Origin of the sequence: Ruegeria sp. ANG-S4 (genome assembly GCF_000814005.1) — a bacterium.
Lineage (GTDB): Bacteria > Pseudomonadota > Alphaproteobacteria > Rhodobacterales > Rhodobacteraceae > Ruegeria.
Genome location: NZ_JWLK01000004.1, coordinates 325,333 through 352,332 on the forward strand (window position 1 = coordinate 325,333; position 27,000 = coordinate 352,332).

At 58.5% G+C, this 27,000-nt stretch carries 29 protein-coding genes; 19 read left to right on the forward strand and 10 right to left on the reverse strand.

The genetic code is table 11. From position 1 onward, the window contains the following. Nucleotides 1-10 precede the first annotated feature (10 nt). Both RA28_RS12405 and RA28_RS12410 read left to right on the forward strand, forming a co-directional pair. Complete coding sequence (locus RA28_RS12405; protein WP_039529013.1) at nucleotides 11-2,914, forward strand: DNA translocase FtsK; 2,904 nt, start codon at nucleotides 11-13, stop codon at nucleotides 2,912-2,914. Between the two features lie 39 nt (nucleotides 2,915-2,953). Beyond that, nucleotides 2,954-3,550, forward strand: coding sequence for a LolA family protein (locus RA28_RS12410; protein ID WP_039529015.1), 597 nt, complete (start codon nucleotides 2,954-2,956; stop codon nucleotides 3,548-3,550). A 13-nt stretch (nucleotides 3,551-3,563) separates the two neighbouring features. On the opposite strand, the gene RA28_RS12415 is transcribed toward RA28_RS12410, so the two are convergent. Beyond that, the gene (locus RA28_RS12415; protein WP_039529018.1) at nucleotides 3,564-4,145 is read right to left on the reverse strand and encodes a transglycosylase SLT domain-containing protein; all 582 of its coding nucleotides are present in this window, start codon (nucleotides 4,143-4,145) and stop codon (nucleotides 3,564-3,566) included. Between the two features lie 60 nt (nucleotides 4,146-4,205). After that, nucleotides 4,206-5,087 carry an AEC family transporter gene (locus RA28_RS12420; protein ID WP_039529021.1) on the reverse strand — a complete coding sequence of 294 codons (882 nt, stop codon included), beginning with the start codon at nucleotides 5,085-5,087 and terminating at the stop codon, nucleotides 4,206-4,208. 80 nt (nucleotides 5,088-5,167) lie between these two features. Between RA28_RS12420 and hspQ the strand changes: the two genes are divergently transcribed. Continuing rightward, the gene (gene hspQ / locus RA28_RS12425; protein ID WP_039529025.1) at nucleotides 5,168-5,494 is read left to right on the forward strand and encodes a heat shock protein HspQ; all 327 of its coding nucleotides are present in this window, start codon (nucleotides 5,168-5,170) and stop codon (nucleotides 5,492-5,494) included. A 25-nt stretch (nucleotides 5,495-5,519) separates the two neighbouring features. On the opposite strand, the gene RA28_RS12430 is transcribed toward hspQ, so the two are convergent. The 3 genes from RA28_RS12430 to RA28_RS12440 form a co-directional block, all read right to left on the reverse strand. Beyond that, a complete protein-coding gene (locus RA28_RS12430) occupies nucleotides 5,520-7,097 on the reverse strand; it encodes a gamma-glutamyltransferase family protein (RefSeq protein WP_039529029.1) in 1,578 nt (525 codons plus the stop codon). Nucleotides 7,098-7,315: 218 nt separating this feature from the next. Continuing rightward, the gene (locus tag RA28_RS12435) at nucleotides 7,316-7,765 is read right to left on the reverse strand and encodes an ATP-binding protein (protein ID WP_052261453.1); all 450 of its coding nucleotides are present in this window, start codon (nucleotides 7,763-7,765) and stop codon (nucleotides 7,316-7,318) included. 22 nt (nucleotides 7,766-7,787) lie between these two features. Then, nucleotides 7,788-8,126, reverse strand: a complete 339-nt coding sequence (locus RA28_RS12440) for an STAS domain-containing protein (protein WP_039529031.1) — start codon at nucleotides 8,124-8,126, stop codon at nucleotides 7,788-7,790. 98 nt (nucleotides 8,127-8,224) lie between these two features. Between RA28_RS12440 and RA28_RS12445 the strand changes: the two genes are divergently transcribed. Continuing rightward, nucleotides 8,225-9,397 carry a thiolase family protein gene (locus RA28_RS12445; RefSeq protein WP_039529034.1) on the forward strand — a complete coding sequence of 391 codons (1,173 nt, stop codon included), beginning with the start codon at nucleotides 8,225-8,227 and terminating at the stop codon, nucleotides 9,395-9,397. 54 nt (nucleotides 9,398-9,451) lie between these two features. Next, nucleotides 9,452-9,907 (forward strand): GAF domain-containing protein, encoded by a 456-nt coding sequence (locus RA28_RS12450; protein ID WP_039529036.1) that lies wholly within the window; start codon nucleotides 9,452-9,454, stop codon nucleotides 9,905-9,907. Nucleotides 9,908-9,924: 17 nt separating this feature from the next. On the opposite strand, the gene RA28_RS12455 is transcribed toward RA28_RS12450, so the two are convergent. After that, on the reverse strand, nucleotides 9,925-11,097 hold the full coding sequence (locus RA28_RS12455) for a peptidase S41 (protein ID WP_039529460.1): 1,173 nt from the start codon (nucleotides 11,095-11,097) through the stop codon (nucleotides 9,925-9,927). Nucleotides 11,098-11,139: 42 nt separating this feature from the next. Further along, nucleotides 11,140-11,481 (reverse strand): DUF1294 domain-containing protein, encoded by a 342-nt coding sequence (locus RA28_RS12460; RefSeq protein WP_241481126.1) that lies wholly within the window; start codon nucleotides 11,479-11,481, stop codon nucleotides 11,140-11,142. Between the two features lie 57 nt (nucleotides 11,482-11,538). Between RA28_RS12460 and RA28_RS12465 the strand changes: the two genes are divergently transcribed. The 10 genes from RA28_RS12465 (at nucleotide 11,539) to rarD (ending at nucleotide 22,676) form a co-directional block, all read left to right on the forward strand. Further along, complete coding sequence (locus tag RA28_RS12465) at nucleotides 11,539-12,108, forward strand: helix-turn-helix domain-containing protein (RefSeq protein WP_039529039.1); 570 nt, start codon at nucleotides 11,539-11,541, stop codon at nucleotides 12,106-12,108. Beyond that, nucleotides 12,108-12,731: a LysE family translocator gene (locus RA28_RS12470; RefSeq protein WP_039529043.1), complete on the forward strand. Its 624-nt coding sequence runs from the start codon at nucleotides 12,108-12,110 to the stop codon at nucleotides 12,729-12,731. The genes RA28_RS12465 and RA28_RS12470 overlap by 1 nt, the downstream gene beginning before the upstream one ends. Nucleotides 12,732-12,735: 4 nt before the next feature. Next, nucleotides 12,736-13,116, forward strand: a complete 381-nt coding sequence (locus tag RA28_RS12475; RefSeq protein ID WP_039529045.1) for a GFA family protein — start codon at nucleotides 12,736-12,738, stop codon at nucleotides 13,114-13,116. Between the two features lie 15 nt (nucleotides 13,117-13,131). Further along, nucleotides 13,132-15,579 carry a GcvT family protein gene (locus tag RA28_RS12480; protein WP_039529048.1) on the forward strand — a complete coding sequence of 816 codons (2,448 nt, stop codon included), beginning with the start codon at nucleotides 13,132-13,134 and terminating at the stop codon, nucleotides 15,577-15,579. A gap of 18 nt (nucleotides 15,580-15,597) precedes the next feature. Next, entirely contained in the window at nucleotides 15,598-16,074 is a 477-nt protein-coding gene (locus RA28_RS22255; RefSeq protein ID WP_052261454.1) for a cupin domain-containing protein, read from the forward strand. A 10-nt stretch (nucleotides 16,075-16,084) separates the two neighbouring features. Further along, complete coding sequence (locus RA28_RS12490) at nucleotides 16,085-17,137, forward strand: zinc-binding dehydrogenase (protein WP_039529051.1); 1,053 nt, start codon at nucleotides 16,085-16,087, stop codon at nucleotides 17,135-17,137. Between the two features lie 12 nt (nucleotides 17,138-17,149). Beyond that, nucleotides 17,150-18,043 carry a homocysteine S-methyltransferase family protein gene (locus tag RA28_RS12495; protein ID WP_039529468.1) on the forward strand — a complete coding sequence of 298 codons (894 nt, stop codon included), beginning with the start codon at nucleotides 17,150-17,152 and terminating at the stop codon, nucleotides 18,041-18,043. A 10-nt stretch (nucleotides 18,044-18,053) separates the two neighbouring features. Further along, nucleotides 18,054-19,037: a GlxA family transcriptional regulator gene (locus RA28_RS12500; protein ID WP_039529054.1), complete on the forward strand. Its 984-nt coding sequence runs from the start codon at nucleotides 18,054-18,056 to the stop codon at nucleotides 19,035-19,037. An 88-nt stretch (nucleotides 19,038-19,125) separates the two neighbouring features. Continuing rightward, a complete protein-coding gene (locus tag RA28_RS12505) occupies nucleotides 19,126-21,579 on the forward strand; it encodes a GcvT family protein (protein WP_039529056.1) in 2,454 nt (817 codons plus the stop codon). A gap of 191 nt (nucleotides 21,580-21,770) precedes the next feature. Continuing rightward, nucleotides 21,771-22,676, forward strand: coding sequence for an EamA family transporter RarD (gene rarD / locus RA28_RS12510; protein ID WP_039529058.1), 906 nt, complete (start codon nucleotides 21,771-21,773; stop codon nucleotides 22,674-22,676). Here the strand turns inward: rarD and RA28_RS12515 are convergent. Together RA28_RS12515 and RA28_RS12520 are read right to left on the reverse strand one after the other, a co-directional pair. Then, nucleotides 22,667-23,377 carry an SGNH/GDSL hydrolase family protein gene (locus RA28_RS12515; RefSeq protein WP_052261455.1) on the reverse strand — a complete coding sequence of 237 codons (711 nt, stop codon included), beginning with the start codon at nucleotides 23,375-23,377 and terminating at the stop codon, nucleotides 22,667-22,669. The two genes, rarD and RA28_RS12515, sit on opposite strands and share 10 nt — an antisense overlap. Before the next feature lie 2 nt (nucleotides 23,378-23,379). Then, nucleotides 23,380-23,790, reverse strand: coding sequence for a nuclear transport factor 2 family protein (locus RA28_RS12520; protein WP_039529062.1), 411 nt, complete (start codon nucleotides 23,788-23,790; stop codon nucleotides 23,380-23,382). 96 nt (nucleotides 23,791-23,886) lie between these two features. Between RA28_RS12520 and RA28_RS12525 the strand changes: the two genes are divergently transcribed. After that, on the forward strand, nucleotides 23,887-24,534 hold the full coding sequence (locus tag RA28_RS12525) for an RluA family pseudouridine synthase (RefSeq protein WP_039529065.1): 648 nt from the start codon (nucleotides 23,887-23,889) through the stop codon (nucleotides 24,532-24,534). Between the two features lie 2 nt (nucleotides 24,535-24,536). Here RA28_RS12525 and RA28_RS12530 read toward each other — a convergent pair whose 3' ends face one another. Then, a complete protein-coding gene (locus RA28_RS12530; RefSeq protein ID WP_039529067.1) occupies nucleotides 24,537-24,728 on the reverse strand; it encodes a hypothetical protein in 192 nt (63 codons plus the stop codon). Between the two features lie 105 nt (nucleotides 24,729-24,833). Here RA28_RS12530 and RA28_RS12535 point away from each other — a divergent pair, with 105 nt between their 5' ends. The 3 genes from RA28_RS12535 to RA28_RS12545 all read left to right on the forward strand — a co-directional run bounded on the left by RA28_RS12535 (nucleotide 24,834) and on the right by RA28_RS12545 (nucleotide 26,994). Beyond that, complete coding sequence (locus RA28_RS12535; RefSeq protein ID WP_039529070.1) at nucleotides 24,834-25,526, forward strand: helix-turn-helix transcriptional regulator; 693 nt, start codon at nucleotides 24,834-24,836, stop codon at nucleotides 25,524-25,526. 119 nt (nucleotides 25,527-25,645) lie between these two features. Continuing rightward, the gene (locus RA28_RS12540) at nucleotides 25,646-26,317 is read left to right on the forward strand and encodes an OmpA family protein (protein WP_039529473.1); all 672 of its coding nucleotides are present in this window, start codon (nucleotides 25,646-25,648) and stop codon (nucleotides 26,315-26,317) included. A gap of 134 nt (nucleotides 26,318-26,451) precedes the next feature. Next, complete coding sequence (locus RA28_RS12545) at nucleotides 26,452-26,994, forward strand: NADPH-dependent FMN reductase (protein WP_039529073.1); 543 nt, start codon at nucleotides 26,452-26,454, stop codon at nucleotides 26,992-26,994. Nucleotides 26,995-27,000: the final 6 nt, after the last annotated feature.

Consider the following 27,000-nt stretch of genomic DNA (forward strand, 5'->3'; position numbering starts at 1 on the left):
CGAGGGCAAAATGGCATCATTGAACGTGCGCAACCGCGATCCATTACTGGACAGCACAACGCAGGCGGCCATCGAACGGCGCAGCAAGGAACTGATTGGGATCGCCCTGATTCTGTTGGGTCTGGCTGCTGCGGCGATGATCTGGTCCTACACGCCGGACGATCCGAACTGGATGGTCTCGACCGACGCACCGGTGCAGAACTGGATGGGCCGTATCGGGGCATCAATCGCAGCACCGCTGTTCATGATCGTCGGATGGGGCAGTTGGGGTGTTGCTCTTGTGTTGATCGGTTGGGGTGTGCGGTTCACCGGGCATTTCTCGGAAGAACGCGCCATCGCCCGCCTTATCTTTGCACCGATCTGGATCGCTGTGGTTTCGGTCTATGCCGCAACGCTTGTGCCTGGAGAAGCATGGCGCGCGACGCACAGCTATGGGTTGGGCGGTCTGTTTGGCGATACCGTCATGGGCGCGTTTCTGACGCTTCTGCCGATCTCGTCGCATTTCATGGTCAAGATGATGTCGCTGACCATGGCACTTGGCATGCTGGCGCTCGGGGTCTTTGTGCTGGGCTTTACCAAGACCGATGTGAAACGCGGGTTCCGCGCCTTCCTGCTGGGCCTGGTAATGGCGTACGATTTGCTGATGAACCTGCTTGGCCGTAGTGCCACGGCGACGGCACAAGCCGCGCGGGACCGACATGCGCAATGGGCGGAACGAAAAGCCGAACGCTCGGTCCCTGTGCAGGCCGGGTTTGACGACGATCTGGCCTACGCCGACCCAATCTTTGAAGAGCCAATGGTCGAAGCGCCCGAACCTGCGCCAAAGCCGGGGTTGCTTGCACGCATGCCGTCGCTGATCCGTCGGCCAGAACCGATGCCTGAACCCGAACTGGTGATGCAGGAGCCTGTGCAGGGTTACGACGAAATGCCGGGCGAGGATCGCATTCGTTCGAAAATTTCGGCAGCCGTTCGAAACCGCAAGGTTGCGGCGGGTGAAGGGGCCCCCGAGCACGATCCGAACCGGCCCCTGACCAAAGGCCGGGGAAGAGGACCGGACCCGTTGATCCTGAGCGAGCGCCAGAATAGCGAACTGCCGCCGGAACCGCCGATGACGTCGATGGGTTTGCCGCCCGAACCGATGCTTACGTCCAATCCAGAGCCCGCGTGGGATGAGCCGGACCACCAGGACTATGATCCCGAAACGGATTTTGAAGACGACGCTGTGTTTGAGGATTCGGCTGTTCCTGAGCCCGCGCCGCACGCGCGCCCTGCGATGAAAATACCGGTTGCAGAACCGCGTAAGCCCGTCGTTGCGCAGCCCGTGCGTCGGACACCGCCGCCGTCGCGTCGCGCGCAAGCCGAAGCACAGCCGACTTTGTCCTTCGAAGAAAAGCACTCCGACTTTGAATTGCCGCCGCTGGGTCTGCTGGCAAATCCCGCAAACATTCAGCGTCATCATCTGAGCGATGAGGCTTTGGAAGAAAACGCGCGGATGCTGGAAAACGTGCTGGATGATTATGGCGTCAAGGGCGAGATCGTCAGCGTCCGCCCGGGCCCGGTGGTCACCATGTATGAACTGGAACCCGCGCCGGGATTGAAAGCGAGCCGTGTGATCGGTCTGGCGGATGACATAGCACGGTCGATGTCGGCGCTGTCGGCACGCGTATCGACCCTGCCGGGGCGGTCAGTCATCGGGATCGAACTGCCCAACGAAAATCGTGAGATGGTGGTGCTGCGTGAAATCCTCGCCAGCCGTGATTTTGGTGATGGCAACCACGCGCTGCCGCTGGCCTTGGGCAAGGATATCGGCGGTGAATCCGTTGTGGCAAACCTTGCCAAGATGCCTCACTTGCTGATCGCGGGGACGACGGGTTCGGGTAAATCGGTTGCGATCAACACGATGATCCTGTCGCTGCTTTACAAGCTGACGCCGGATGAATGTCGTTTGATCATGATCGACCCCAAGATGCTGGAACTATCGGTCTATGACGGTATCCCTCATCTGCTTTCACCCGTTGTGACCGACCCGAAAAAGGCGGTTGTCGCCCTGAAATGGGTCGTGGGCGAGATGGAGGACCGCTATCGCAAGATGTCCAAAATGGGTGTGCGCAACATCGCGGGCTACAATGGTCGCGTAAAGGATGCGCTGGCCAAGGGAGAGTTGTTCAGCCGCACGGTCCAGACCGGGTTTGACGATGAGACCGGCGAACCGATGTTCGAGACCGAGGAATTCGCGCCCGAAGCGATGCCCTACATCGTCGTCATCGTCGACGAGATGGCCGACCTGATGATGGTTGCGGGCAAAGAGATCGAAGCCTGCATCCAGCGTCTGGCGCAGATGGCGCGGGCCTCGGGTATTCACCTGATCATGGCGACGCAGCGGCCTTCGGTCGATGTGATCACCGGGACGATCAAGGCGAACTTCCCCACCCGGATTTCGTTCCAGGTAACCTCGAAAGTCGACAGTCGCACCATTCTGGGCGAGATGGGCGCCGAACAACTGCTGGGGCAGGGCGACATGCTCTATATGGCGGGCGGGGCCAAGATCACCCGGTGCCATGGTCCGTTCGTCGCGGACGAAGAGGTCGAGGAAATCGTCAACCACCTGAAACAGTTCGGCCCGCCGGATTATATGAGTGGTGTCGTCGATGGTCCAGCTGAAGAGAAAGCTGACAATATCGACGCCGTTCTGGGCCTCAACACCGGGGGCAACACCAACGGAGAGGATGCGCTGTACGATCAGGCGGTGGCGATTGTGATCAAGGATCGCAAATGTTCAACCTCGTACATTCAGCGGAAACTCGCCATCGGCTACAACAAGGCCGCGCGTCTGGTCGAGCAGATGGAGGACGAAGGCGTTGTTTCCGGGGCCAATCACGTTGGGAAACGCGAAATCCTCGTCCCCGAGCAATAGGATATTTAATAACAAGGGCGGAACGCCTATCTGGAGCCTATGAAACAGATTGCTTTTGCCCTTGCTCTGACACTGGCCGCGCCCGCTGCGTGGGCGGCGGACAAACTGCCGTTGTCTCAGATATCCAACTATCTGAACGGATTGAAAACCGTTCAGACAACGTTCACCCAAGTGAACGACGATGGTTCGCTCAGCACCGGCAGGCTTTGGCTTGAGCGCCCGGGAAAGATGCGGTTCGAATACGATCCGCCCAACGACGCGGTTGTTCTGGCACGGTCGGGATCGGTTCTGATCTATGACGCAAAGTCCAATCAGCCGCCCGAACAATACCCGTTACGGCGCACCCCGTTGTCACTTGTATTGGCGCGGAACGTGAACCTCAGCCAAGCCAATATGGTGGTTGGGCATGATTTCGACGGCACTGCAACAGTCGTGACGGCGCAGGATCCCAAGAACCCCGAAAGTGGCCGCATTGAGCTGATGTTCACGGACAACCCGATCGAGTTGCGTAAATGGGTCATCCACGACAATGCGGGGACCCAGACAACGGTTTTGCTCGGGCCGCTTTCCGAAGGCGGCCGACTGGATCAAAGCCTGTTTTCAGATAGCAAGAAACGCGGGTCATCTGACCGCTGACCCGCGTTAAGCCTCAGTAACGGCATCCCGCCAGTTGCGTCTGATACATCTGAGCACGAGCGTCCACGTCGCCGGCAACATTCAGCAACCATGACTTTCTGTTGTAGCTGCCCCTGGCATACCCAGTGTGCCCTTCGTGATAGGCCAGATACTGGTTGCGCGTGTCCGTGGGATGGATGCCGTTACGCTCGTAGCTTTTGTTCATGTACCAGCCGATAAAGTCCGACGCGTCGCGAATGCGATCCCGCTTGGCGCGGCGCTTGCCGGTTTCGCGCTGGTATTCCTTCCATGTTCCGTCCAGAGCCTGGCTGTAGCCATAGGCACTGCTTTGCCGCCCCATCGGGATAACGCCCAGAACATATCTGTGCGGCGTGCGCGCATCGTGCTTGTATCGGCTTTCCTGATAGATCGTCGCCATCTGAACGTGGACAGGGACACCCCATTTCCGCTCGGTTCTTTGGAAGGCCTTGATGTAGTCAGGCTTTTCGCGCGCAATACTGCACGCGTCATTCAGTCTGCTGGGCGGTTGTTTCGAACCGCCCCCACAGGATGCCAAAAGCAGCACCCCGAAGAGAACGAAAAGAAATCTGCTCATGTGCCTCGTGCCTTTTTTCTTTATTCTAGCGCAGATTGAGCCCTGAGGAAATCACAATCGTTACAGAATAATCGCTAGAATTAACGGCAATGCGGCCACGGACAGCAGCGTTGAGACCATGACCATGCCCGCAACAGCATCAGAATCCGCCTTGAAACGCTCGGCCAGTAGGTAAGATGTAACGGCAACGGGCGTGCAGGCCTGTAAGACGACAACGCCAAAAGCCACCGGTTCCAATTCGAAGGTGACGGCCAAAACCCAACCGGTCGCAAAACACACGGCGAGTTTGAAAAGAGATAACCAAACCGCCTGACGGATCTTGCGTGTGGTGAGGCGTGCAATCGCCACGCCAACAGTGATCAGCATCAAGGGCACGGCCATTTGCCCCAACAATTCCAGCGTGTTTGTCAGAAACACCGGGGTCTGCCACCCACGCCACAAAAACAGGGCGCCCAGCAACGTGGCCCACACCATAGGCTCGCGCAGGACCTTTCCAAAAGCACCGCGACCGGCCACCAAGTAGATCCCATAAGTAAATGAAAACAAAGCCGTAACAGCGAGAAAAATCACCGCATAGCCCAAACCGGTTTGCCCAAACGCAAATATGCACAGGGGCAGACCAAGATTTCCGGTATTGCCGAAGATAAGCGGCGACAGGTAGGTACGTTGCTCCAATCCGGTTACGCGCACAAAACCCCAAAAGACCAACGCAAAAACGATATGCGCGACAATGGCCGCCATCGTGAAACGGGTCAGGTCACCACCGGGAATCTGGGTCTGCATCAGCGCGACAAAGATCAGGCTGGGCACCGCAAGGGTTACGCCCAATCGGGTCACGAACTCAAGCTTGTATTCGAATCCCAGCTTGACCCACGCGTAGCCAATTCCTGCCAAAAGAAAAACCGGGGCCACGATTTCGAACACTGTAGTTAAGAGGTTCACAGACTGTTTCCCGGAAATTCAGATCAATTATTGGCATTTCGGCCCGGAACGATGTAGTAAATACTTTGGGGGCCAAGACAATGCTAAAGACACAAGCCAAGTACCGCCTAGGCCAGGTGGTTCGACATCGCAGACATCCCTTTCGAGGGGTGATTTTTGACGTGGACCCAGAGTTTGCGAACTCTGAAGAATGGTATCAGGCCATCCCGGAAGACAGCCGCCCGGTTAAGGATCAGCCGTTCTATCACCTGCTGGCAGAGAACGACCAATCCTTCTATGTGGCTTATGTTTCAGAACAAAATCTGGTCGAGGATCAATCGGGCGAGCCTGTTGATCATCCCGACATCCCCAACATGTTTGGCCCGTTTCAGGACGGATCCTACCCTCTGCATTTTCAGTTGAACTGACTCGGTCGCAACGTCGTTCTGCACGCTAGTAACCCAGTGCGCAGCCATCCTTGCGCGGGTCGCTTGCGCCCTCAAGAACACCATCTTCGCGGATTCGGATCGCTTGTGCGCCGCCCAATGGTGTGGGTGGTGTTTCAACAGTGTGCCCCAGGTCAGTCAATTGTTGCCTGACGGCATCAGAGTAGCCGCGTTCGACTTTCAACACGCCAGCATCCGCAAACGCGCGCGGTGCATCAACGCTGTGTTGTAGATCAAGGCCGAAGTCGGTGAGGTTCGACAACAACCGCGCGTGGCCTGTGGGCTGATACGCTCCACCCATTACGCCGAACGGCATCAGAACCCGCGCGTTCTGCCGCAGCATTCCGGGTATGATCGTGTGCATGGGGCGTTTGCCGCCCGACAACTCGTTCGGATGGCCAGCTTCGAGCGTGAATCCGGCCCCTCGATTCTGCAGCAGGATACCGAATTTTTCCGAGGCGATGCCCGACCCAAAGCCGTGAAAAATCGAATAAATCAACGAAACGGCCATCCGGTCGCGATCAACGACCGTGATATAGACCGTGTCCTTGTGAATTGCTTCGGTCAGCGCGGCAGGGGCGGGCATTGCACGTCTTGGATCAATCAGAGCCGCCAGGTTTTCGGCCGTTTCAGGTGACAGGAAATGCGCCATCCGGGTGCTGTAGTCAGGGTCTGCAATGAACCGATTGCGTGCATCATAAGCCAGTTTTGTCGCCTCAGCCTCGATATGAATGCGCTCGGCCCCGAAGGGATCCATACCGGAGAGATCAAAATGCTTGAGGATGTTGAGCAAAAGCAATGCGGTCGCGCCCTGACCGTTGGGTGGATGTTCCAAAAGTTCGACATCAGCATATTCGCCGCTCACTGTGTCCGTCTCATCACATGCGACGTCAGCAAAGTCCTGCAACCTGTGAACACCGCCAAACCCGGTCAAGGCTTCCACCATGTCCTGGGCAATTTCGCCGGTGTAGAACGCATCCCTGCCGTCCTTTGCAACGCGCCGCAAAACCTCTGCCTGACCGGGCGCGCGAAAAACCTGCCCGGTGGTTGGCACATCTCCATTGATCAAATAGTGCTGACGGGCGGCGCCCTGCAGCGTCTGTTCTCCGACGGCCCAATCAAATGCCACGCGCGGTGCCACGGGCACGCCGGTTTCGGCATAGTGGATGGCAGGTTGCAAAATCGCATCCAGGCCCAACTGACCCTCGGCTTCGGCAAGATGGCAAAACGCGTCCACTGCGCCGGGTATCGTCACCGCGTCGGGGCTTGCGATTGGAACAGTCATCAACCCCTTTGCACGCAGGGCTTCCGCATTTGCCGCCGCCGCCGCACGCCCGGACCCGTTCAGAGCGCGAATTCTGTCCTCTCCGGCCCGGTTGAATAACACAAAGCAATCGCCGCCAATCCCTGTCATCTGCGGCTCGCAAATGCCCAGCAGAACGGCCCCGGCGATGGCGGCATCCATCGCGTTGCCGCCTTGGGCCAGAATATCCAGTGCCGTCTTGGCCGCCAGCGGATGCGATGTGGCGCACATTCCATTGGTGGACAAAACTTCGGACCGGCCCGGCTGATGCAAATCGCGCATAGTGAATTCCCCTGAGTTTGGCAGGCAGACACTAAGCCCCGGCGCAGGGTTGTCCAATATTTTCGGTAAGAAGGGAGAGGTCCTCGGCGCCGTTCACTGGGTGGGGGCTGTGACGCTAGGCGCCGAGGGAAGCTATCTGAGCTACCCTCTCTGTTTGGCCGCGCTTTGCGGCGCGACAATGGTTCGATCTGGGCTTCATTGTGACCATTTGGTGCCCGTCACGGAGGATCGGCAAAGTCGAAGGTCAGGCAGAGGCGATTGATGCCATCCTCTCTATTGTAGATGACACCGCTGGTCAGCTGGTGGATCATGAACCATCCAAAGCCACCTTCGGGCAGGAGTTGGCGCTCTTTCACGATGTTCGGCGGGATACCGTCTGGAGGATGAAGGCCAGGCATCGCGACACCTTTATCCACGATCTGGATTTCAAGGGCGGTCTGCATCATTCTGCATCTCAAATTGACCATTCCCGGTTTGGGTCCGGCATAGGCGTGCTCGACTACATTATTGATCGCCTCTGCAACTGCGATTTTGACGCTGTCCACCCATTCCGGGGGAACGCCACGCGACAATAACTGCCTGCTGAAATCTGCGATCCCGGCGCTGGCTTGAGCTTCGGTGGCGCGAAAGCTCAGGTCGATGCTGCCTTCTCCGCAGTTCTTGGACACGCCAATCCACTCCTGCCCGGTATCAGTTTGAACCCGCCGCCAGCGCGTCGTCCAAAGAGGCGAACAACCTGAAAACGGTGTCCATTCGTGTCAACCGAAACACTTTTTCGACCACTGGGTGCAAACCGGCCAGATCCAAACGACGCCCGTCCCCCAGTTGTTTCATCGACGCGACGATTGCCCCCAACCCGCTGGAATCTATGAATTCTACTGCCGACAGGTCCAGAACCACGCGCCGGGCGCCGGTGCCGGTTTCAGTGCGCATATCTTCCTTGAACTGAATTGCCATGGCGGCATCGATGCGGTCGCACTGCACTGAAATCACCTGCGTATCGTCGGTTGTTGTGCTGCTAAGCGACATGGCAGCCACCCTCCGGTCAAATTGGATCGTAGAAATACGCTAGACGGCAATTCTTACCATTCGGTATCCATGAGGGGAAATCGCTGGGGAGGCATCAGATGAACGAGGTTGTGATTGCGGGGGCCGCGCGCACACCAATGGGCGGGTTTCAGGGCATGTTCGACGGGGTTGCAGCAGCGGACCTGGGCGGTGCAGCCATTCGCGCCGCGCTGGATGGTGCGGGCGCGCAGACCGTGGATGAGGTTCTGATGGGCTGCGTTTTGCCAGCAGGTCAAGGTCAGGCCCCGGCGCGCCAGGCTGGCTTCGCCGCTGGGTTGACCGAGGATGTTCCTGCCACGACGCTGAACAAAATGTGCGGATCGGGCATGAAGGCTGCGATGATGGCCTTCGACCAGATCGCCTTGGGGCAGGCGGACACCATGGTTGCCGGCGGGATGGAGAGCATGACGAATGCCCCTTACCTGCTGCCCAAAATGCGCGGCGGCGCGCGGATCGGTCATGGCCAGGTCGTGGATCATATGTTCCTCGACGGGCTGGAAGATGCCTATGAAAAGGGCAGGCTTATGGGAACCTTCGCCGAAGACTGCGCGGAAACCTACCAATTCACCCGCGAGGCGCAGGACGAATACGCGCTGCAGTCTCTGTCCAACGCCCTCAACGCCCAGCAAAGCGGAGCATTCGAGGGTGAAATAACTTCGGTGACACTAAAAACCCGCAAGGGGGATGTCAGGCAAAGCGCCGACGAGCAGCCGCAATCGGCCCGTCCCGAGAAGATTCCGACCCTGAAACCGGCATTCCGAAAGGATGGGACCGTGACCGCCGCCAACGCATCCTCGATTTCGGATGGGGCCGCGGCGCTGGTCCTGGCTTCGGCAGGCGCGGCGCAAGCAAACGGCCTGACGGTCCGCGCCCGTATCTTGGGTCATGCAAGCCACGCGCAGGCGCCGGGTCTGTTTACCACTGCGCCGGTTCCGGCCGCCCAAAAACTGCTGGACCGTATTGGCTGGTCCAAAGACGATGTCGATCTATGGGAAGTCAACGAAGCCTTCGCCGTTGTTCCGATGGCTTTCATGCAGGAAATGGGCTTGCCGCGCGAGATCGTGAACGTAAATGGCGGTGCCTGCGCTTTGGGTCATCCAATCGGGGCCTCAGGCGCCCGGATCATGGTCACGCTGTTGAATGCGCTGGAGACCCGAAACCTGAAACGCGGAATCGCCGCAATCTGCATCGGCGGCGGCGAAGGCACGGCAATTGCGATCGAACGAATTTGACGCTTCATCTTTTTCCAAATACTCGGGGCGCGGACGCCTGAAACGAGAACCAGCATGACCGCCGACTACACAACGCTTGCCAAGACCATCGCTGCCCTGACCGAAGGCGAGACGGATCAGATCGCCCTCATGGCTACGGTCGCGTGCGAGGTCCATCACGCTGACGACAGGTTCGACTGGACCGGGTTTTACCGTGTGACCCAACCGGGGCTTCTGAAAATCGGCCCCTATCAAGGCGGGCACGGGTGCCTCGTCATCCCTTTCGAACGTGGTGTCTGCGGCGCGGCGGCCCGCACGGGTGAAGTTCAGCGCGTTGCCGACGTGGACAGCTTTCCGGGTCACATCGCCTGCGCGTCTTCCACACGGTCTGAACTGGTGCTTCCTGTTCGGAATGCCGGTGGTGAGATCATTGCTGTCTTTGATATCGACAGTGATCAACCCGATGCGTTTACCGATCAAGACGCTGATCACATTGGCGCGATTCTGACCGGTGTATTCGCTCGCGCCTGAGGGGCTCTCAAAGGTCTTCACAAACTGCGCAATATGGTCCGATATTCGCTGTCAGGCGCGGATAGGTCGCTTGGACTCGCAATCCAGCCTCTGTCGATTTCAAGAGAACCCGCCGCAACAACGTGCTTTGCGATGTCCTCAGGGGTCGTGTCGTCGACGGATCCCAAAGTCCAGTCATGGAAGGCAGTTGAATATCGAAGCTCGGCGCCACAGTGCTGTAGCGTGACAAGATCGCCTTCGGCAAAAAACGTCGTCCTGTCGCCCATTTCTTCTCCAAATATCGTCAATCGCTGCCCCAGCCGGTGCTTGAGAAGGGCCACAAAGACAATTGCGGCAGAGAACGTGAATTTGTCTACCAATACAGCCACTTGTCGTAATTCTGGGTGCTGAGAAATCGCTTCGATCAAAGGCAATGTCCTGAGAAAATCGCCACCGGTGTTCCCGCGAACATCCAACAGTAAACCGTCGCCGCGACAAGCGGACACGCGCTCGGCCGCCTGCGCAATGCAAGGCTCCAGACGATCCCCAGAGGGGTCGAAAAAGCTTGGCAACGCGATGGCGAGACCAACATCGCATTCATGGATATTGGCAAAGGTTTCAGGTGCCCAATCTGGGTCGGAACGGCCATGTTCATTGCGCGGATACAAAGTTCCTGCGGGGACTGCGTCGTCGTGGTCCAACTTGACAATGAAAACGTTCCCGTCGGTGTTTCGAACCCGATAGGTTGTGCAGGGGTTTGCCGATGAAACGCCCAGTTCCGACAGGGCAAACGGCCAGCTCAAAAGAATGGGGCCAATGACGCGCTTTCGCTGTTTGGTTCCCGCCAGGTAAGCGGCACTCCGGGACAACACGTCCTCAACGGGCATATCGTTTACCGCGATCAATTCGCCAATCGGGGTTTCGCCTCCATGCAGTGACGATTTTAGCAGATGGACGCGCGAGCCAATTGAAACAAACCGCATGGGAAGCACAGAAATTGCCGCGTTCGGGATCACGCGGGTGTGTCCGTTGTTTGCCAGAGCCATCACGCGCATCGCGGCAAGCACAAAGCCCTGCGGTCTGTTTGCACTTGCTTGCTGTCGGGCGTCGTCAAGGCAAACCGCAAGCTCGCGCTGGTCCGCGCCGCGAAAGCTCGGGTCAACCGATGATACGATTTCGGCCAGCAGATCAAAGTCTTCTGTCAACGACACCACATCTGTTTACGCCCGCGATTCAGCCCTGTCCAACCCGGTTTAGAACAAACCCCTGAAATCCTTCGAGGCAATCAAGCAGACCATAAGGACCTGAGCGACAAACCATCCAAACAGCCAGAGCGAGAACCGTCCTTTTCGGGATTTGTGCCGGAAGATCCAGCGCCCGACCAGCGCACCGGGGCTTCCGCCCAATGCGGCCAGCCAAAGCAACCTTCGTTCCTTGATACGCCCTCGCTTGCGTCGGGCGCGCAGTTTGTCCCAGCCGAATGCCAGCAAGGTCAGGGTGTTGATCACCCAGAGGTAAGAAATCGCGATCCACATCAGCGCGGCATAGCCAATCAGCACCGCCTGACCAAGTGAAAAAACGCTTGGAATTTTCACCGATTCGGGCCATCGTGAAAAAAAGAAAGAAAATTTCACCAAAGTCCGGAGCGCCACTTGAACACCCAGGCCCCCAGTAGTGCCACTCTTGGTGCCGATATCCGTGCCCTTCGCAAGGCACGCGGATTCACGTTGGTCGAAATTGCAGCGCGGCTTGATCGGTCCGTCGGATGGTTCAGTCAGGTTGAGCGCGACATGTCGGACCCGTCGATCTCGGACCTGCGTCTGATTGCCGAGTGCCTTGGCGTGCCGATGTCGATGCTGTTTGCGCATTCTGCTGCGCCGGCGGAGGAACTGGGCTATGTCGTCCGTGCCGGCGCGCGTCGCCCGATGGGATCGGATCGCGAGGGTTTGATCGAAGAGCTGCTCTCCCCGGATCTGACCGATGACTTTGAGATGGTACATTCTACGTTCGAGCCCCGCTCGAGAATGCAGACCCCAGCGGACCGACCAACGCAGGAAGTCGGCTATATCGTGTCCGGCCGACTCGATCTGACGATCGGCTCGCGCCATTTCACTGTGGGTGAGGGCGACAGCTTTCGCATCAAGAACGAGCCGTATCAATGGGCAAATCCCTATGACGAGCCTGCCGTGGCTGTCTGGGTCATTGCCCCGCCGGTGTATTGATGAGCTTTGAGGTGTGGACCATATTCGCTCTGTTCTGGGTGGTATTCGTGACCACACCGGGGCCGAACGCGGTCAATTGCATTTCCAACGGGATGAGCCTGCCTTTCCCCAAGGCGATGCTGGGGGTTCTGGCAATCCTGACGCAGGCCAGCGCGTTTCTGATCCTGTCTGCTTTGGGTATCACGGCCCTGATTGCAGCGTCGCCCACGGGGTTTTTCATTGCGAAACTGACTGGCGCAGGGTTCCTGATCTGGGTCGGAATTCGCGGCTGGATAAATGCCGCGCGCCCGGCTCCGGCGACAGAGCGGCCCGCGCGTCAGGTGTACATGCATGCGCTCGCTGTTGCGACCATAAACCCCAAAAGCGTGGCAGGTTATCTTGCGGCCTTTTCTCAGTTCGTTCAGCCAGACGTACCGATCTGGCAGCAAATGGTTGTCATCATGCCAACTGCTTTGGTCATCACGACGCTGAGCTACACAGGCTTCACCTTGCTTGGCGCGGTGATGGGCAAAGCCGCATTGGGGGCCGTGTTCAACACATGGTTTCGCCGCGTAATGGCGGGATGTTTTGTCGTTTACGGCGTTTTGCTGGGTTTCAGCACCGCGCCGACGGCCAGGGGGTAGAAAGATGCTTACTGGTTCCTGCCTCTGCGGCGCGGTCGCGTTTACCATCGACGGACACCTGTCGCCGCCTTCGGTCTGTCACTGCGGTCAATGCCGCAAGCAGTCGGGCCATGTCTGGGCCTCGACCTGGACCCATGAGGACAACCTGACCTTTACTGCCCGCGACACGCTGCGGTGGTACAGGGCATCAGACACCGCGCGGCGCGGGTTCTGCAGTACGTGCGGCTCGTTCCTTTTCTGGCAACATAACAAAGAAGACACGATTTCGATTTCCATGGGGGCGCTGGATGAGCCCACCGGACTGAACCTCGCCCGCCACATCTTTGTGGCCGACAAGGGCGACTACTACGACATCACAGACGATCTGCCTCAGAAGGCACAGTAACAAGGATCAAAACAGATGAGTGATTTTCCAACTAAGGCCCGCGTGGTCATCATCGGCGGCGGCGTTGTCGGCTGTTCATCCCTTTATCATCTGGCCAAGAAAGGCTGGACCGATTGCGTGCTGCTGGAAAAGAACGAGTTGACAGCCGGGTCGACCTGGCATGCGGCAGGCAACGTTCCGACCTTTTCGACCTCATGGGCGATCATGAACATGCAACGTTATTCGACCGAGCTGTATTCGCGGTTGGCCGAAGAAGTCGATTATCCGATGAACTATCACGTCTCGGGCTCAATCCGTCTGGCACACAGCAAAGAGCGGATGCAGGAATTTGAACGCGCCATGTCCATGGGCCTGTATCAGGGAATTCCGATGGAAATGTGGACGCCTGAGGAAGCGAAAGAGCGTTATCCCTTCCTCGAAACCCACGACCTCGAAGGTGTATTGTACGATCCGACCGATGGTGACATCGATCCTGCGCAGCTGACTCAGGCCTTTGCCAAAGGTGCCCGCGATCTGGGGCAGAAGATTCTGCGCTTCACACCGGCCACCGGTGTCACGCAACATGAAGACGGCACATGGACGGTTGCGACGGACAAAGGCGACATCGCGTGCGACTATGTCGTGAACGCGGCCGGGTACTATGCGCAGCGCGTTGGTGAGATGTTCAAGCCCTTCGGCGGACGCACGGTGCCCGCGATGGTCATGAGCCATCAGTACCTGCTGACCGACGAAGTGCCCGAGGTTGAGGCATGGTCAAAGGAACACGGCGGCAAATTGCCGTTGCTGCGCGACGTGGATATCTCGTACTACCTGCGGCAGGAAAAGAACGGCTTCAACCTCGGCCCCTATGAGCCCAACTGCAAGGGCCATTGGATGACCGAGGACGACCCGATGCCCGACGACTTCAGCTTCCAGCTCTGGAATGACGATCTGGACCGTATCGAAGACATCGTCACAGACGCGATGGAACGGGTCCCATTGATGGCAACTTCGGGCGTTGGCCGCGTGATCAATGGCCCAATCCCCTATGCACCAGACGGTCTGCCGCTGATCGGCCCGATGCCGGGTGTCAAAAATGCGTTTGAAGCGCACAGCTTTACCTTCGGTATCGCGCAGGGCGGCGGGGCTGGCAAAGTGCTGGCCGAATGGATCGTTGATGGTCACACCGAATGGGATATGTGGGCCGTCGATCCGCGACGCTATACCGACTACACCGATCAGGACTATTGCAACCAGAAGGGCATGGAAGTCTACGGCAACGAATACGCCATGCACTTCCCGCACCACGAATGGCCTGCCGCGCGCGACAAAAAACTGTCGCCGGTTCACGCCAGGGTCAAGGAACTTGGCGGTGTCATGGGTGCCTATAACGGGTGGGAACGTGCCAACTGGTTTGCGAAACCGGGCGATGATACCTCGCTTGAGGCTACCCATACTTGGGGACGTTCCGGCCCGTGGGAGCAGCGTATCAAGGAAGAATGTGAAGCCGTCCGCGATCACTGCGGCGTGCTGGACCTGCCCGGCTTCTCGCGCTTTATGGTCAAGGGCGAAAGCGCGGCTGAGGCGTTGCGCGGGCTGGTCACCGGCGGCCTGCCGAAGGTTGGACGCATCAATCTGGTGTACATCTCGGACGGTCGGGGCCGCATTCTGACGGAAATGTCTTGCATCCGCCTGGGTGAGGACGAGTTCGTGATGATCACAGCCGCCACAGCGCAATGGCATGACCGCGACATCTTGATGAACGCAATGCCAACCGGTGTCTCGGTTGAGGATGTGACCACAACCCGCGATACGCTGATCGTAACCGGCCCGAAGTCGCGTCAGATCCTGTCCGGTTTGACCGATGCAGACCTGTCTTCCGGATGGCTGACCCACCAGTCTGCGACAGTTGCGGGCAAACCCGCTTTCCTGATCCGCGTCTCTTTTGCAGGCGAACTGGGATGGGAAGTGCACGCCCTGAACGAAGACATGCCGGCGATCTATGGCGCGATCCTTGACGCCGGTGCCACGCCGTTCGGAATGTATGCTCTGAATTCGCTGCGTATCGAGAAAGGATATCGCGCGTGGAAGGGCGATCTGTCGACCGACTACTCTCTGCTGGAAGGCGGGCTGGAACGGTTCGTCAAACTGGACAAACCACAGGACTTCCCCGGTAAGGCCGCGATCCTGAACGAGAAACAGCAAGGCGTCAAGAAAGCCTTCGTGACGCTGACGGTCGAGGCCGGGGATTGCGATGCGCCCTATATGTCCTGCATCTGGCAGGGTGATCAGATCGTAGGCGAGACCACTTCGGGTGCCTGGGGCTATCGCGTGGGCAAGTCCATCGCCCTGGGGATGATCAAGGCAGAGCTGGCGAACCCGGGTACCGAACTTGAAGTTGAAATTTACGGGCAAAAATTCCGCGCTGTGGTAGAGCAGGATCAGCCGCTCTGGGATCCCCAGAACGAACGGTTGCGCGCCTAACCACGAACGGAGTTCGCCATGAGCAAACGATATGCCAAATTGGGGCCCGGCGAAGGTCCCAATTATGATTGGGAAAACGACCACACCTTTGTGAAGGTTTCAGGTCAGGACACCGACGGCGCATACACGCTCATGGAAGACAATCTGAAGGCCAGCTTCGCGCTTGGCCTTCATCGCCATGACACCCATGCCGAAACCTTCTACTTTCTGGACGGTGCCGTTGATTTCTACGTGGATGGCGATTGGCACCAGTGTACCGCTGGCACAACCATGCACGTACCGCCCGGCGTCCCCCATGCCTGTCGTGTGGCAGAAGGCAAACCGGCAAAGATGCTGATGATATTCCAACCGTCGGGTTTCGACGGCTTTCTGGCAGAACTGGCCAAGATGAACGAGGCGGATTTTGCCGATGAGACCAAAATGAACGCCCTGAACGCCCGGTATGATATTATCCCAATGGGGCCGGTTCCACCTCATCCGGATGACAAGAGATAGAGGCGCGAGGATGGCAATTCCAAAAGTAATGTCCGGCGTCTACCTCACCCGGCACGGCGACCTTGACGCGCTGGAATGGCATGAGGATATTCCGGTGCCGGTTCCCGACCCCGGACAGGTTCTGGTTCGCGTCGCGGCAGCAGGGGTCAACAATACGGACATCAACACGCGCATAGGCTGGTATTCGTCGGACGTGACCAGCGCGACCGAAGATGTGGATCAGGATGTAGAAGTCGGAGGGTGGGGAGGCGTTTTGACCTTTCCGCGTATTCAGGGTGGCGATCTGTGTGGAATTGTCGAGATCGCCGGCGCCCAGAGCGGATTCAAGCCGGGACAGCGCGTCACTTGCCCGATCAACCTGCCGCGCCCACGACCAAACAACCCAAACGGCTTTATCGCACTGGGATCGGAAGTCGACGGAGCTTTTGCCCAATTTTGTTTGGTCGACGCTGGTGACCTGTACGATGTGACGGCCTCGCCCCTTTCGGATGTCGAGGTTGCTGCGATCCCCTGCGCGTTTGGCACGGCTGAGAACCTGTTGACCCGCGCGGGTGTTACGACCGGGCAAAAGGTGCTTGTCACCGGGGCATCAGGCGGCGTGGGTCTGGCTGCCGTTCAACTCGCGACATTGCGGGGCGCATCGGTCTGGGGCGTGACCAGCTCGGCGAAGGCTGGGGTGGTCAAAGCGCAGGGCGCGGTTGAGACATTTGACCGCGACGCGTCCTTGCCCAAAGATATGTTCGATGTCGTCATCGACGTTGTCGGCGGTCCAGCCTGGCCGAGGCTGATACTGGCCTTGAGGCCCGGCGGGGACTATGCCGTCTCGGGCGCAATCGCAGGCCCGGTGGTGTCGGCTGATCTGCGCGACATCTATCTGCGCGACATCACCATACACGGCTGCACATATCAGGCGTATGAGGTCTTCGGGCGCCTCGTCGAACTTATGAATGCGGGTCGTATCAAACCCCTGATCTCGAAAACCTATGCGCTGCGTGATATCAAAATGGCTCAGCAAGAGTTTCAGTCCAAGGCGATGCCGGGAAAACTCGTTCTCATTCCTTAAGGAGGCTTGGTTTTGGCGGATATCACACTTCTGGACGGTTCGATCGGTCAGGAACTGGTGCATCGCAGCGGAAAGACACCGACACCCTTGTGGTCGACCCGCGTCATGATCGACAATCCGGATCTGGTTGGTGACATGCATGCGGAATACTTCCGGCGCGGTGCAACGGTCGCGACAACCAATACATATGCGGTGCACCGTTCGCGGTTGGAGCGGGTGGGACTTCAGGATCAACTGCCAATCCTGATCGATGCCGCGCTTTCCCAGGCCGAGCGGGCACGAAATGGCGGTCAAGGACGGATTGCCGGCGCTTTGGGCCCATTGCTGGCCAGCTATCGACCGGACCTGAAGCCCGATCCGCAGGATGCGGCCGAAAAATTCGCCGAGCTGGTGAACCTGATGGCGCAACGCGTTGATCTGTTCCTGATCGAAACAGTGTCGTCCGTTCAAGAGGCCGAAGGCATCCTGCGCGGCACACAGAATTGCGGCAAACCCGTTTGGCTGGCCCTGTCTGTCATGGACAATGACGGACACCGCCTGCGTTCGGGCGAGGCTTTGATTGACATCCAGCCTCTGGTCGAACGGTACAAACCTCAGGCGCTTTTGATCAATTGCTCTCGCCCCGAAGCAATTCCCGCAGCCCTTGGTATTCTGGCACCCATGGGTGTCACGTTTGGCGCTTATGCCAATGGGTTCACCGGTATTTCGGATGGGTTTTTAAAAGACGCCCCGACCGTGGACGCTTTGGAAAGGCGACATGATCTTGGGCCAGACGCCTATGCCGACCACGTGATGCTCTGGCTGGATCAGGGCGCGACCATCGTCGGCGGATGCTGTGAAGTCGGACCGGATCATATCTCGGCCATTGCCGAGCGCCTGCGCGCCGCAGGGCACCGGATCGTTTGAGGAAACAGCCATGCAAGCCCGTTCGTCGTTCGGCAAGGAAGATGAAGTCGATCAGCAAACACATTTTGACATACTTGTCGCGCCGGGCTTTGTGCTTTTGGAGTTTGCCTCTTTGGTTGATGTACTGCGTGTTGCCAACCGGGTCTGCCCCAAACCGCCTTTCAGCTACACCTATCGGTCGCTGCGGGGCGGACCCGTGGAAAGCAGCAGCTGCGCGACGATCCCGACCGAAGCTATTCCGGCCCGACCGCGCGCGGATTATCTGTTCGTGATCGGCAATTCCGATCCGGATCAACCGGAGTTATCCCTCGGGCGTACGGTTTCGGACTATACCTATGCCGGCGCTCAAGTGTTTTTGCTCGCCGAAGCCGCCAGCCGGTATATCGACGAAAAGGGCAGTGCCGATATGGCGACCCATTGGGAAAACGCATCGTTCCTGCGCGAACGTGGGGCTCGTTTCGAAGCGAAGTTGTCGCTGGCGACTGAACAAGGCCCTGTCGTCACCTGCGCTGGGATGGAGGCAACCGCGGACGTGGCTTTGGCCGTTATCGGGCGTCACATCTCTGGACCGGCCAAGATGACGGTGGCCGACATCATGCTGCACGAGAACATCCGCGACTTTTCTTCACTTCAACCGTTTTCCGGTTTCAAGAACACGGCGACGGGGGATGCCAAGCTGGATCAGTGCATCAAACTGATGCAGGCCAACATCGAAGACCCACTGCCCATCAATGAAATCGTGGGCATGCTGGGACTTTCAAACCGCTCGCTGGAGCGCAAGTTCAAGTCCTTCTTTGGCACCACTCCCAACGGGTTCTACAGAGAAATGCGATTGGCCAAGGCGAACAATCTGCTTCTCAACACCACCATGAGTGTCCGCGAGATCGGCATGGCCTGTGGTTTCCCAAACGGGTTTTCCTCGGTTTACAAAAGTTTCTTTGGCATCACGCCATTTGCCCAGCGGCGGGCAAAGCGACAATCCGTACAAAGTTGATTTTAGCGCGGCAATTGACGTTTTTTGCACACTTCCCGTCGCCTATCCATGCCATTCAGGGCAAAACCTCAAATTCGGAGTCATCAGAATGGCTGATCTTCCCAACAAAGCACGGGTCGTGATCATCGGCGGCGGCGTGATCGGATGCTCGGTTGCCTATCACCTGACCAAGAAGGGCTGGAACGATGTGGTCCTGCTGGAACGCAAGCAGTTGACCAGCGGCACGACGTGGCACGCGGCGGGATTGATCGCGCAGCTGCGCGCGACCGCCAACATGACCAAACTGGCTAAGTACAGTCAGGAACTCTACGGCTCGCTCGAAGAGGAAACGGGCGTGGCCACCGGGTTCAAGCGCTGTGGATCGATCACCGTTGCCCTGACCGAAGAACGCAAGGAAGAAATCTATAGGCAGGCTGCGATGGCGCGTGCCTTTGGGGTTGAGGTCGAAGAAATCTCGAACGATCGCGTGGCAGAGCTCTATCCGCATCTGAATGTCGAGGACGTGAAGGGCGCCGTCTACCTGCCGTTGGATGGCCAGGGTGATCCGGCAAATATCGCGCTGGCGCTGGCCAAGGGTGCGCGTCAGCGCGGCGGTGTCGTTAAGGAACGCGTGAAAGTCACCGAAATCGTCAAGAAAGGCCGCAAGGTCACAGGCGTGGACTGGGTTGCCGACGACGGCAGTGCGTCGGGCCATATCGAATGCGGCATGGTGGTGAATTGCGCGGGCATGTGGGGGCACGAGGTGGGCCGCATGGCGGGCGTCAATGTGCCGCTTCACGCCTGCGAACACTTCTATATCGTGACCGAAGGCATCGACGGAATGACACAGCTGCCGGTTCTTCGTGTCCCGGACGAATATGCCTATTACAAGGAAGACGCAGGTAAAATTCTGCTGGGTGCGTTTGAACCGGAGTCAAAACCGTGGGCGATGGATGGTATCCCCGACTCGTTCGAATTTGACCAACTACAAGAGGATTTCGACCACTTCGAGCCGATCCTCGAAAAGGCGGTGGAACGCGTACCTTTGCTGGCCGAAGCAGGCATCCACACCTTCTTCAATGGTCCGGAGTCGTTCACGCCAGATGATGCCTATCATCTTGGCCTGGCACCCGAGATGGACAACGTCTGGGTTGCCGCCGGTTTCAACTCGATCGGCATCCAGTCCGCCGGTGGCGCGGGCATGGCGCTGGCCGAGTGGATGGACACGGGCGAGAAACCCTTTGATCTGGGCGACGTGGACATCAGCCGGATGCAACCGTTTCAGGGCAACAAGAAATACCTGTTTGAACGGTCGAAGGAAACGTTGGGCCTGCTGTATGACGATCATTTCCCCTATCGGCAGAAGGCGACGGCCCGGGGCGTGCGCAGAACGCCGTTCCACCATCATCTGTTGGAACAAGGTGCCGTCATGGGCGAACTGGCAGGGTGGGAACGCGCCAACTGGTTTGCCGATGAGGGACAGGAACGAGAATACAAATACAGCTGGAAGCGCCAGAACTGGTTTGAGAACTCGGCGACCGAGCATCGCGCGGTCCGCGAAAACGTGGGCATGTACGATATGTCCTCGTTCGGGAAGATCCGGGTCGAAGGACCCGATGCAGAAAAGTTCATGAACTACATCGGCGGTGGCGACTATTCGGTGTCGAACGGTAAGATCGTCTATACCCAGTTCCTGAACCGAAGTGGAGGGATCGAGGCGGATGTGACCGTGACACGCCTGACCGAAACTTCTTTCCTGGTGGTAACACCTGCTGCGACCCGTCTGGCGGATCAGACATGGATGATGCGCAACGCGGGCGGCTTCAACGTGGTCATCACGGATGTGACTTCGGGCGAAGGCGTTCTGGCTGTCATGGGCCCGAACACGCGCGCGCTTCTCGAAAGAGTCTCTCCCAACGACTTTTCGAATGCAACCAACCCGTTCGGAACCGCGCAGGAAATCGAAATCGGTATGGGTTTGGCCCGTGCACATCGTGTAACTTACGTCGGTGAGCTTGGATGGGAAATCTATGTCTCGTCCGACATGGCCGGGCACGTGTTTGAAACATTGCATGAGGCCGGGCAGGACTTGGGTCTGAAACTGTGCGGCATGCACATGATGGACAGCTGCCGGATCGAAAAAGGCTTCCGACATTTCGGTCACGATATCACCTGCGAAGACCATGTTGTGGATGCAGGTCTGGGTTTTGCGGTCAAAGTGGACAAAGGCAGCGACTTCATCGGGCGCGAAGCGGTCATCAAGCGCAAGGAAAGCGGGCCGAAAAACCGCCTTGTGCAGTTCAAGTTGACCGACGCAGAACCCCTGCTGTTCCACAATGAACCGATCGTGCGCGACGGGGAATACGTGGGGTATCTGAGCTCGGGCAATTACGGCCACACGCTGGGCGGCGCCATTGGTCTGGGGTACGTGCCTTGCGAGGGCGAAAAGGCGGCGGACGTTCTGGCCTCGACCTACGAGATCGATGTGTGTGGCGTCAAAGTCAAAGCCGAGGCCTCGTTGAAGCCGATGTATGATCCGAAGTCCGAGCGCGTGAAAGTCTGAACCCTTGGTTCGGTGGGGGCTTTGCCCCCATCGTTCGAGCAATCACACTGTCCGCGTCAGAGGCGTCCAGAACATTAGGCGTGCACGCGCTTGACCTATCAAAATCCCTTATGGGGCGCTTCACAGTTTCCGCGGTTCCCAACCGGGCCTGATTTGCCGTAGAGAAGCACGATGTCAGTCGGAGACCTGTGATGGCCGCACCTCTCACACCGCCGCAGAATGTGGATACGCCAAAAGGGCTGGCCCTGGCGGTGACGGCTTATGTTCTTTGGGGCTTTCTGCCGCTTTACATGAAGGCAATGGCGCATATCGGTCCGGTTGAGATCGTGGCGCACCGCATCATTTGGTCGGTCCCTATTGCCGGGCTGTTGCTGGTGGCCCTTGGGCGCACTAAGGACCTGAAGGCCGCATTGCGAAACCCTCAGATGCTTGGGATGGCGTGCCTGACTGCGGCCCTGATATCGGTGAATTGGGCAATCTACGTCTGGGCCATTGCCAGCGGTAATGCGCTGGATGCGGCGTTAGGCTACTATATAAATCCGCTGTTCAGTATCGCGCTGGGCGCGGTGCTGCTGCGTGAACCACTGAACCGAACTCAGTTGTTGGCGGTTGGTCTGGCGGCCCTTGGTGTTCTGGTTTTGGTGCTTGAGGCCGGAAGGCTGCCGTGGGCGGCGCTGGGCCTGATGGTCAGCTGGGGGTTTTATGCCTTTTTCAAACGCTCGCTTCCTATTGGCCCGAACCAGGGGTTCCTGCTGGAGGTTTTGATCCTGCTGATCCCCGCGCTGGCCTATGTCACCTGGCTGGGTGCGAGCGGCGCAGGGCATTTCGGAGCACTTGCTGCCGATTCCATGCTGTTGGCCGGTGCAGGCGTGGTGACGGCTGTACCTTTGCTCGTTTACGCGAACGGAGCAAAACTGGTGCGGCTGTCTACAATGGGTATTCTGCAATACATCGCGCCCACAATGATCTTCATCACTGCGGTTGCGGTGTTTGGCGAACATATCGATCGGGGTCGGATGATTGCGTTTCCGCTGATCTGGGCTGCTTTGGTTGTCTACAGCATCCCGATGATCCGGCAAATTCGGGCTCAGGCCTGACGCAGCAGATCGGCTGCGGCTGCGGCCCATAACTGATATGCTTTTGGGCTGGGGTGATACCCATCCGCTGCGGCCAGCGCTGGATCGTCGGGAAAGTCCAGGGCGAGATGACGCACGGCGGGAAACGCATCTGCGGCCTGGCGCAGGCCACGATCCAGTCGAGCCGCCTGTTGCCCCAAGACCCAAGCAAGAGGGTGCGGAAGCGCCGGGAAACGATCCATCTGCGGCACGCCGGTGGCCACGATGCAACGCACGCCCAGTTTGTTTGACAGAAGGTCAAAAAGCCGGGATTGCCTGCTCTGGAATTGCCGTTGAGTGACGCCCCGCGTTACATCGTTTACCCCCAAAGCCGTCACGGCTGCATCATAGGGACCATCCAGATCCGCTAACCGATCCAGAGTATCTCTGGTCGTGTGACCTGTCGTCGCTTCAAGCCGCCATTCGACAGTAAAGTGACGTGCCAGGCAGGCTACCAGTTGGCCGCTCAATGCCTGTTCCTGCGTGCTTGCGCCAACGCCGGCGGCAGAACTGTCGCCCGCAATCAACAGCCGCACCCGAGGGCCGCGCCCTACGCATCCCGTGCGTGGCCCGTCGGGTTCGGGCAGCAGCGTTGCCTTGCGGCGCACGGCAACGGCTTGGGCAGCCAAAACGGGCAGCAATGGAATGCGCAGAACCTGATCGACGGAGACAGGGGATCGCATACTCAGCCAAGCGCGTCCTTGAAGGCCAGAAACCTCGGGTCCTGTGTCACGCGCGCCATCATTTCGTCGCGCAGAGCCCCGATCGTTTTGTACGGGCGCATGACGACTTCGAACTCCTGTATCAGCCCATCCGCGTTCAGAGTGATCAGGTCGACACCTATTGCGTCCAGATCACCTACCTTGCACTGAAACTCCAGCGCCCAATCCCGATCCAGACCCATGATCCGGCGATAGCGAAAGCCGGAAAATACCTGGCCGACATGCCCCAAAACCGCCGTGACTGGCGCGCGCCCCGTCCAGGTGCTGAAGTAGGTGGGCGGCGAAAATCGCACGTCTTCGGCCAGCAATTCCTGGATCAGGCTTTCATCGCCTTTGGCGACCACCTCCTGCATACGCGCGATTGTGGGGTGCATGACAACTCCTGTTTTGTGCAGAAAGAGTTGACCAACAGAGTGCAGAGGGCAAGGACGACGTTGCGGGAGGTCGGAGGCTGCGTTAGGCAGGCCCGCATGAGCGAAGCATACGACCCCCCCATGACGCCGTTGGATGTGTTGCATGAAGATGCGCAGTTGATCGTGGTGAACAAACCCGCAGGGCTTTTGTCGGTGCCGGGGCGTGGCGAACATCTTGCCGATTGTCTGCTTGCACGTGTGCAGGCGTCGTTTCCGCAGGCTCTGCTGGTTCACCGGCTGGATCGCGACACTTCGGGTGTCATGGTATTTGGGCAAACTGCGCATGCGCAACGCCACCTAGGTCTGCAGTTCGAAAACCGTCAGACCCGCAAAACCTATGTGGCGCGGGTTTGGGGGCGAGTGGCCCAGAAGACAGGGACGGTGGACTTGCCCTTGATCGTGGACTGGCCCAATCGTCCGCGCCAGATGGTGTGTCATGACACCGGCAAACCGGCGGTCACCGACTGGCGCGTGGTTCGATATGATGCCGGCACAACGCGCATTCGCCTGTTTCCCAAAACCGGTCGCTCACATCAGCTACGGGTTCACATGAAAGCGCTGGGACACCCGATTTTGGGTGACCCGTTTTATGCGGAAGGGGACGCGCGTGACTTCCCCCGCTTGATGCTGCACTCGGAAGAATTGCGGCTGAAACACCCCGAAGGTGGTATCGCGATGAAGTTTCGCGCGGCCCCTGATTTCTGAACTCAGGCCCAGCTTGTCCAAAGCAATTTCAGGTTGCCGAGCGAAAACCGCCTTGCGCGCTTTCGGGTTTGCGATCTGGGCTGAGTGCGGGCGGCGGCCAGTTCGCGTTCGATCTCGAACCCTCGCAGAGTGTGATCTTGCGCCCAACGGTCCAGTTTCAGGGTCATCATCACGTGGTTGTCGCGGCTTGGCATGGCAATCTCCTTTCCTTGAAGTTGCGACCAGTGTGGCGCAATGCTCCTGACACCACGTTGTCAGTGGGATGTGCTAAACTGTCAGGAGACGTTAAGGAGGCTGACATGCGCAGATCGGCGCGGCTGTTTGAAATCATTCAAATACTTCGGGCATCGGGTGATCCGGTCACGGCGGAAGAGTTGGCTGCCAAACTCGAAGTGTCGGTGCGCACGGTCTATCGCGATATCGCTGCCCTTCAGGCGCAGCGGACTCCAATCGAGGGCGAGGCCGGTGTTGGTTATCTAATGCGGCGCGGTTACGATCTGCCGCCATTGAATTTTGATGCTGAAGAGGTCGAAGCGCTCTGGGTAGGGCTGTCGATGTTGGCTCGTACTGGCGACAGTACCTTGCAACAGGCCGCAGATCGGGTGTGTCGCAAGATCGAAGCCCTGCGCGCACCCGCGGATTGGCTGCAGGTTGCGCCGTGGGGCGCACCGCCGGACGATCCGGCCAAAGGGTGCGTCACCATCGCAACCTATCGCGAGGCGATCCGGGCCGAACAAAAGATTCGGATTACCTACGAATCTTCGGACCATAGCCGCACCGAGCGCATCGTCCGGCCAGTTGCCCTGATCTATCATATAGAATGCACCATGCTGGCCGGGTGGTGCGAATTGCGGAATGGGTTTCGGCATTTCAGGACCGACCGGATTTGGGCCTGCGACCTGGTCGAAGATCATTTTTGCGGACAGGGAGAGCCACTGCGCGCGCTTTGGCAGGAACAGAACCGCTGGGCTGAAACTTACGGAGCGGCCTGAAACGGCGGGTATTTGCTCATTTCACCGATTTGTTGCTTGAGGCCACCTGCGGACCGGGTGCTATACTGTGCCAAACGAAGCAAACCCGGCAAACGGGTATCGGAGCAGAAGGTGATTTTATGACCATTTCCAAGTTTGCGCTGCCATTGGGGCTGTGTTCTGTTTTGGCACTTGCGGCCTGTACGGACCCCGGAACTCTGAACCTGCCCAGCGATCCCAACCAAAACGCCAAGCAGGGGGCCATTTTGGGCGGCCTGGTCGGCGCGGGTGTTGGTGCAATTGCCAACGACTCGGATCCATTGTTGGGGGCGCTGGCTGGTGGCGCGATTGGTGCGGCTGGCGGCGGGCTGATCGGCAACCAGTTGGACAAACAGGCGGCGGAACTGCGTCAGCAGCTTGCCAACGACGGAATCACCATCGTCAATGCGGGTGATCGCCTAATTGTCACGGTTCCCAACGACATCACCTTTGACATCGACAGCGCGACGGTGCGCCCGGCGTTGCGTGCCGATCTGGTTCGCGTCGGTCAGAACCTTGTCGACTACCCCAATTCGAATGTGCAGATCATCGGGCATACCGACAGCGATGGGGATGCCGCTTACAACCAGGGCCTCTCGGTCCGTCGAGCCGACGCTGTTGCGGATATTCTTCAGGCCAACGGAGTGAGCTTTGGCCGGATCACAACAATCGGTCAGGGCGAAAGCAACCCGATTGCGTCGAATCTGACGCCGGAAGGCAAGGCACAAAACCGGCGGGTCGAGATTGTCATCGTGCCCAGCGGCAACGCCTGATCGGACAAAACAGCGGACCAAGGCATCAAAACCCGGAACGTTGTCCGATGCGCATCGGTTGTGCGGCCACTGGTATTTGGCAGGCAGGCATCTAGGTGTACACAGGAGAAAACAATCTACCGGAGTTTCCCCTGATGTCCGAACCGAACCTGCTTGGCCTGTCCGGGTCGCTGCGCCAGAATGCCACCAACCGCAAGCTGCTGCGCGAAGCGGCCCGGTTGTTTGATCCTGAACGCTTTGTCGAAGCTGACCTGAACCTGCCCCTGTATGATGGTGATCTGGAGGAAGGCGAAGGCATTCCCGAAGCGGTTCGGACACTAGCTGACCAAATCGCCCAAGCCGATGCGGTGATCATTTCCACACCCGAATACAACAAAGGTCCTTCCGGCGTTCTGAAAAACGCACTGGACTGGGTCAGCCGGACCGAAGGCAACCCGTGGGCCAACAAGCCTGTTGCCGTGATGTCGGCCGCAGCGGGGCGCGCTGGTGGTGAGCGCGCACAGATGATCCTGCGGGCCTACATGGTCCCGTTTCAGCCCTGTATCCTTCAGGGCCCGGAAATTCATCTGGCAAACAGCTCGAACGAGTTCGATGACGACGGCAAGTTGAGCAGTGAACGCTATGAAAAAAGCCTGCATAAACTGATGCAAAAACTGCGATCCACTGCCGGGTTTTGAACGTGC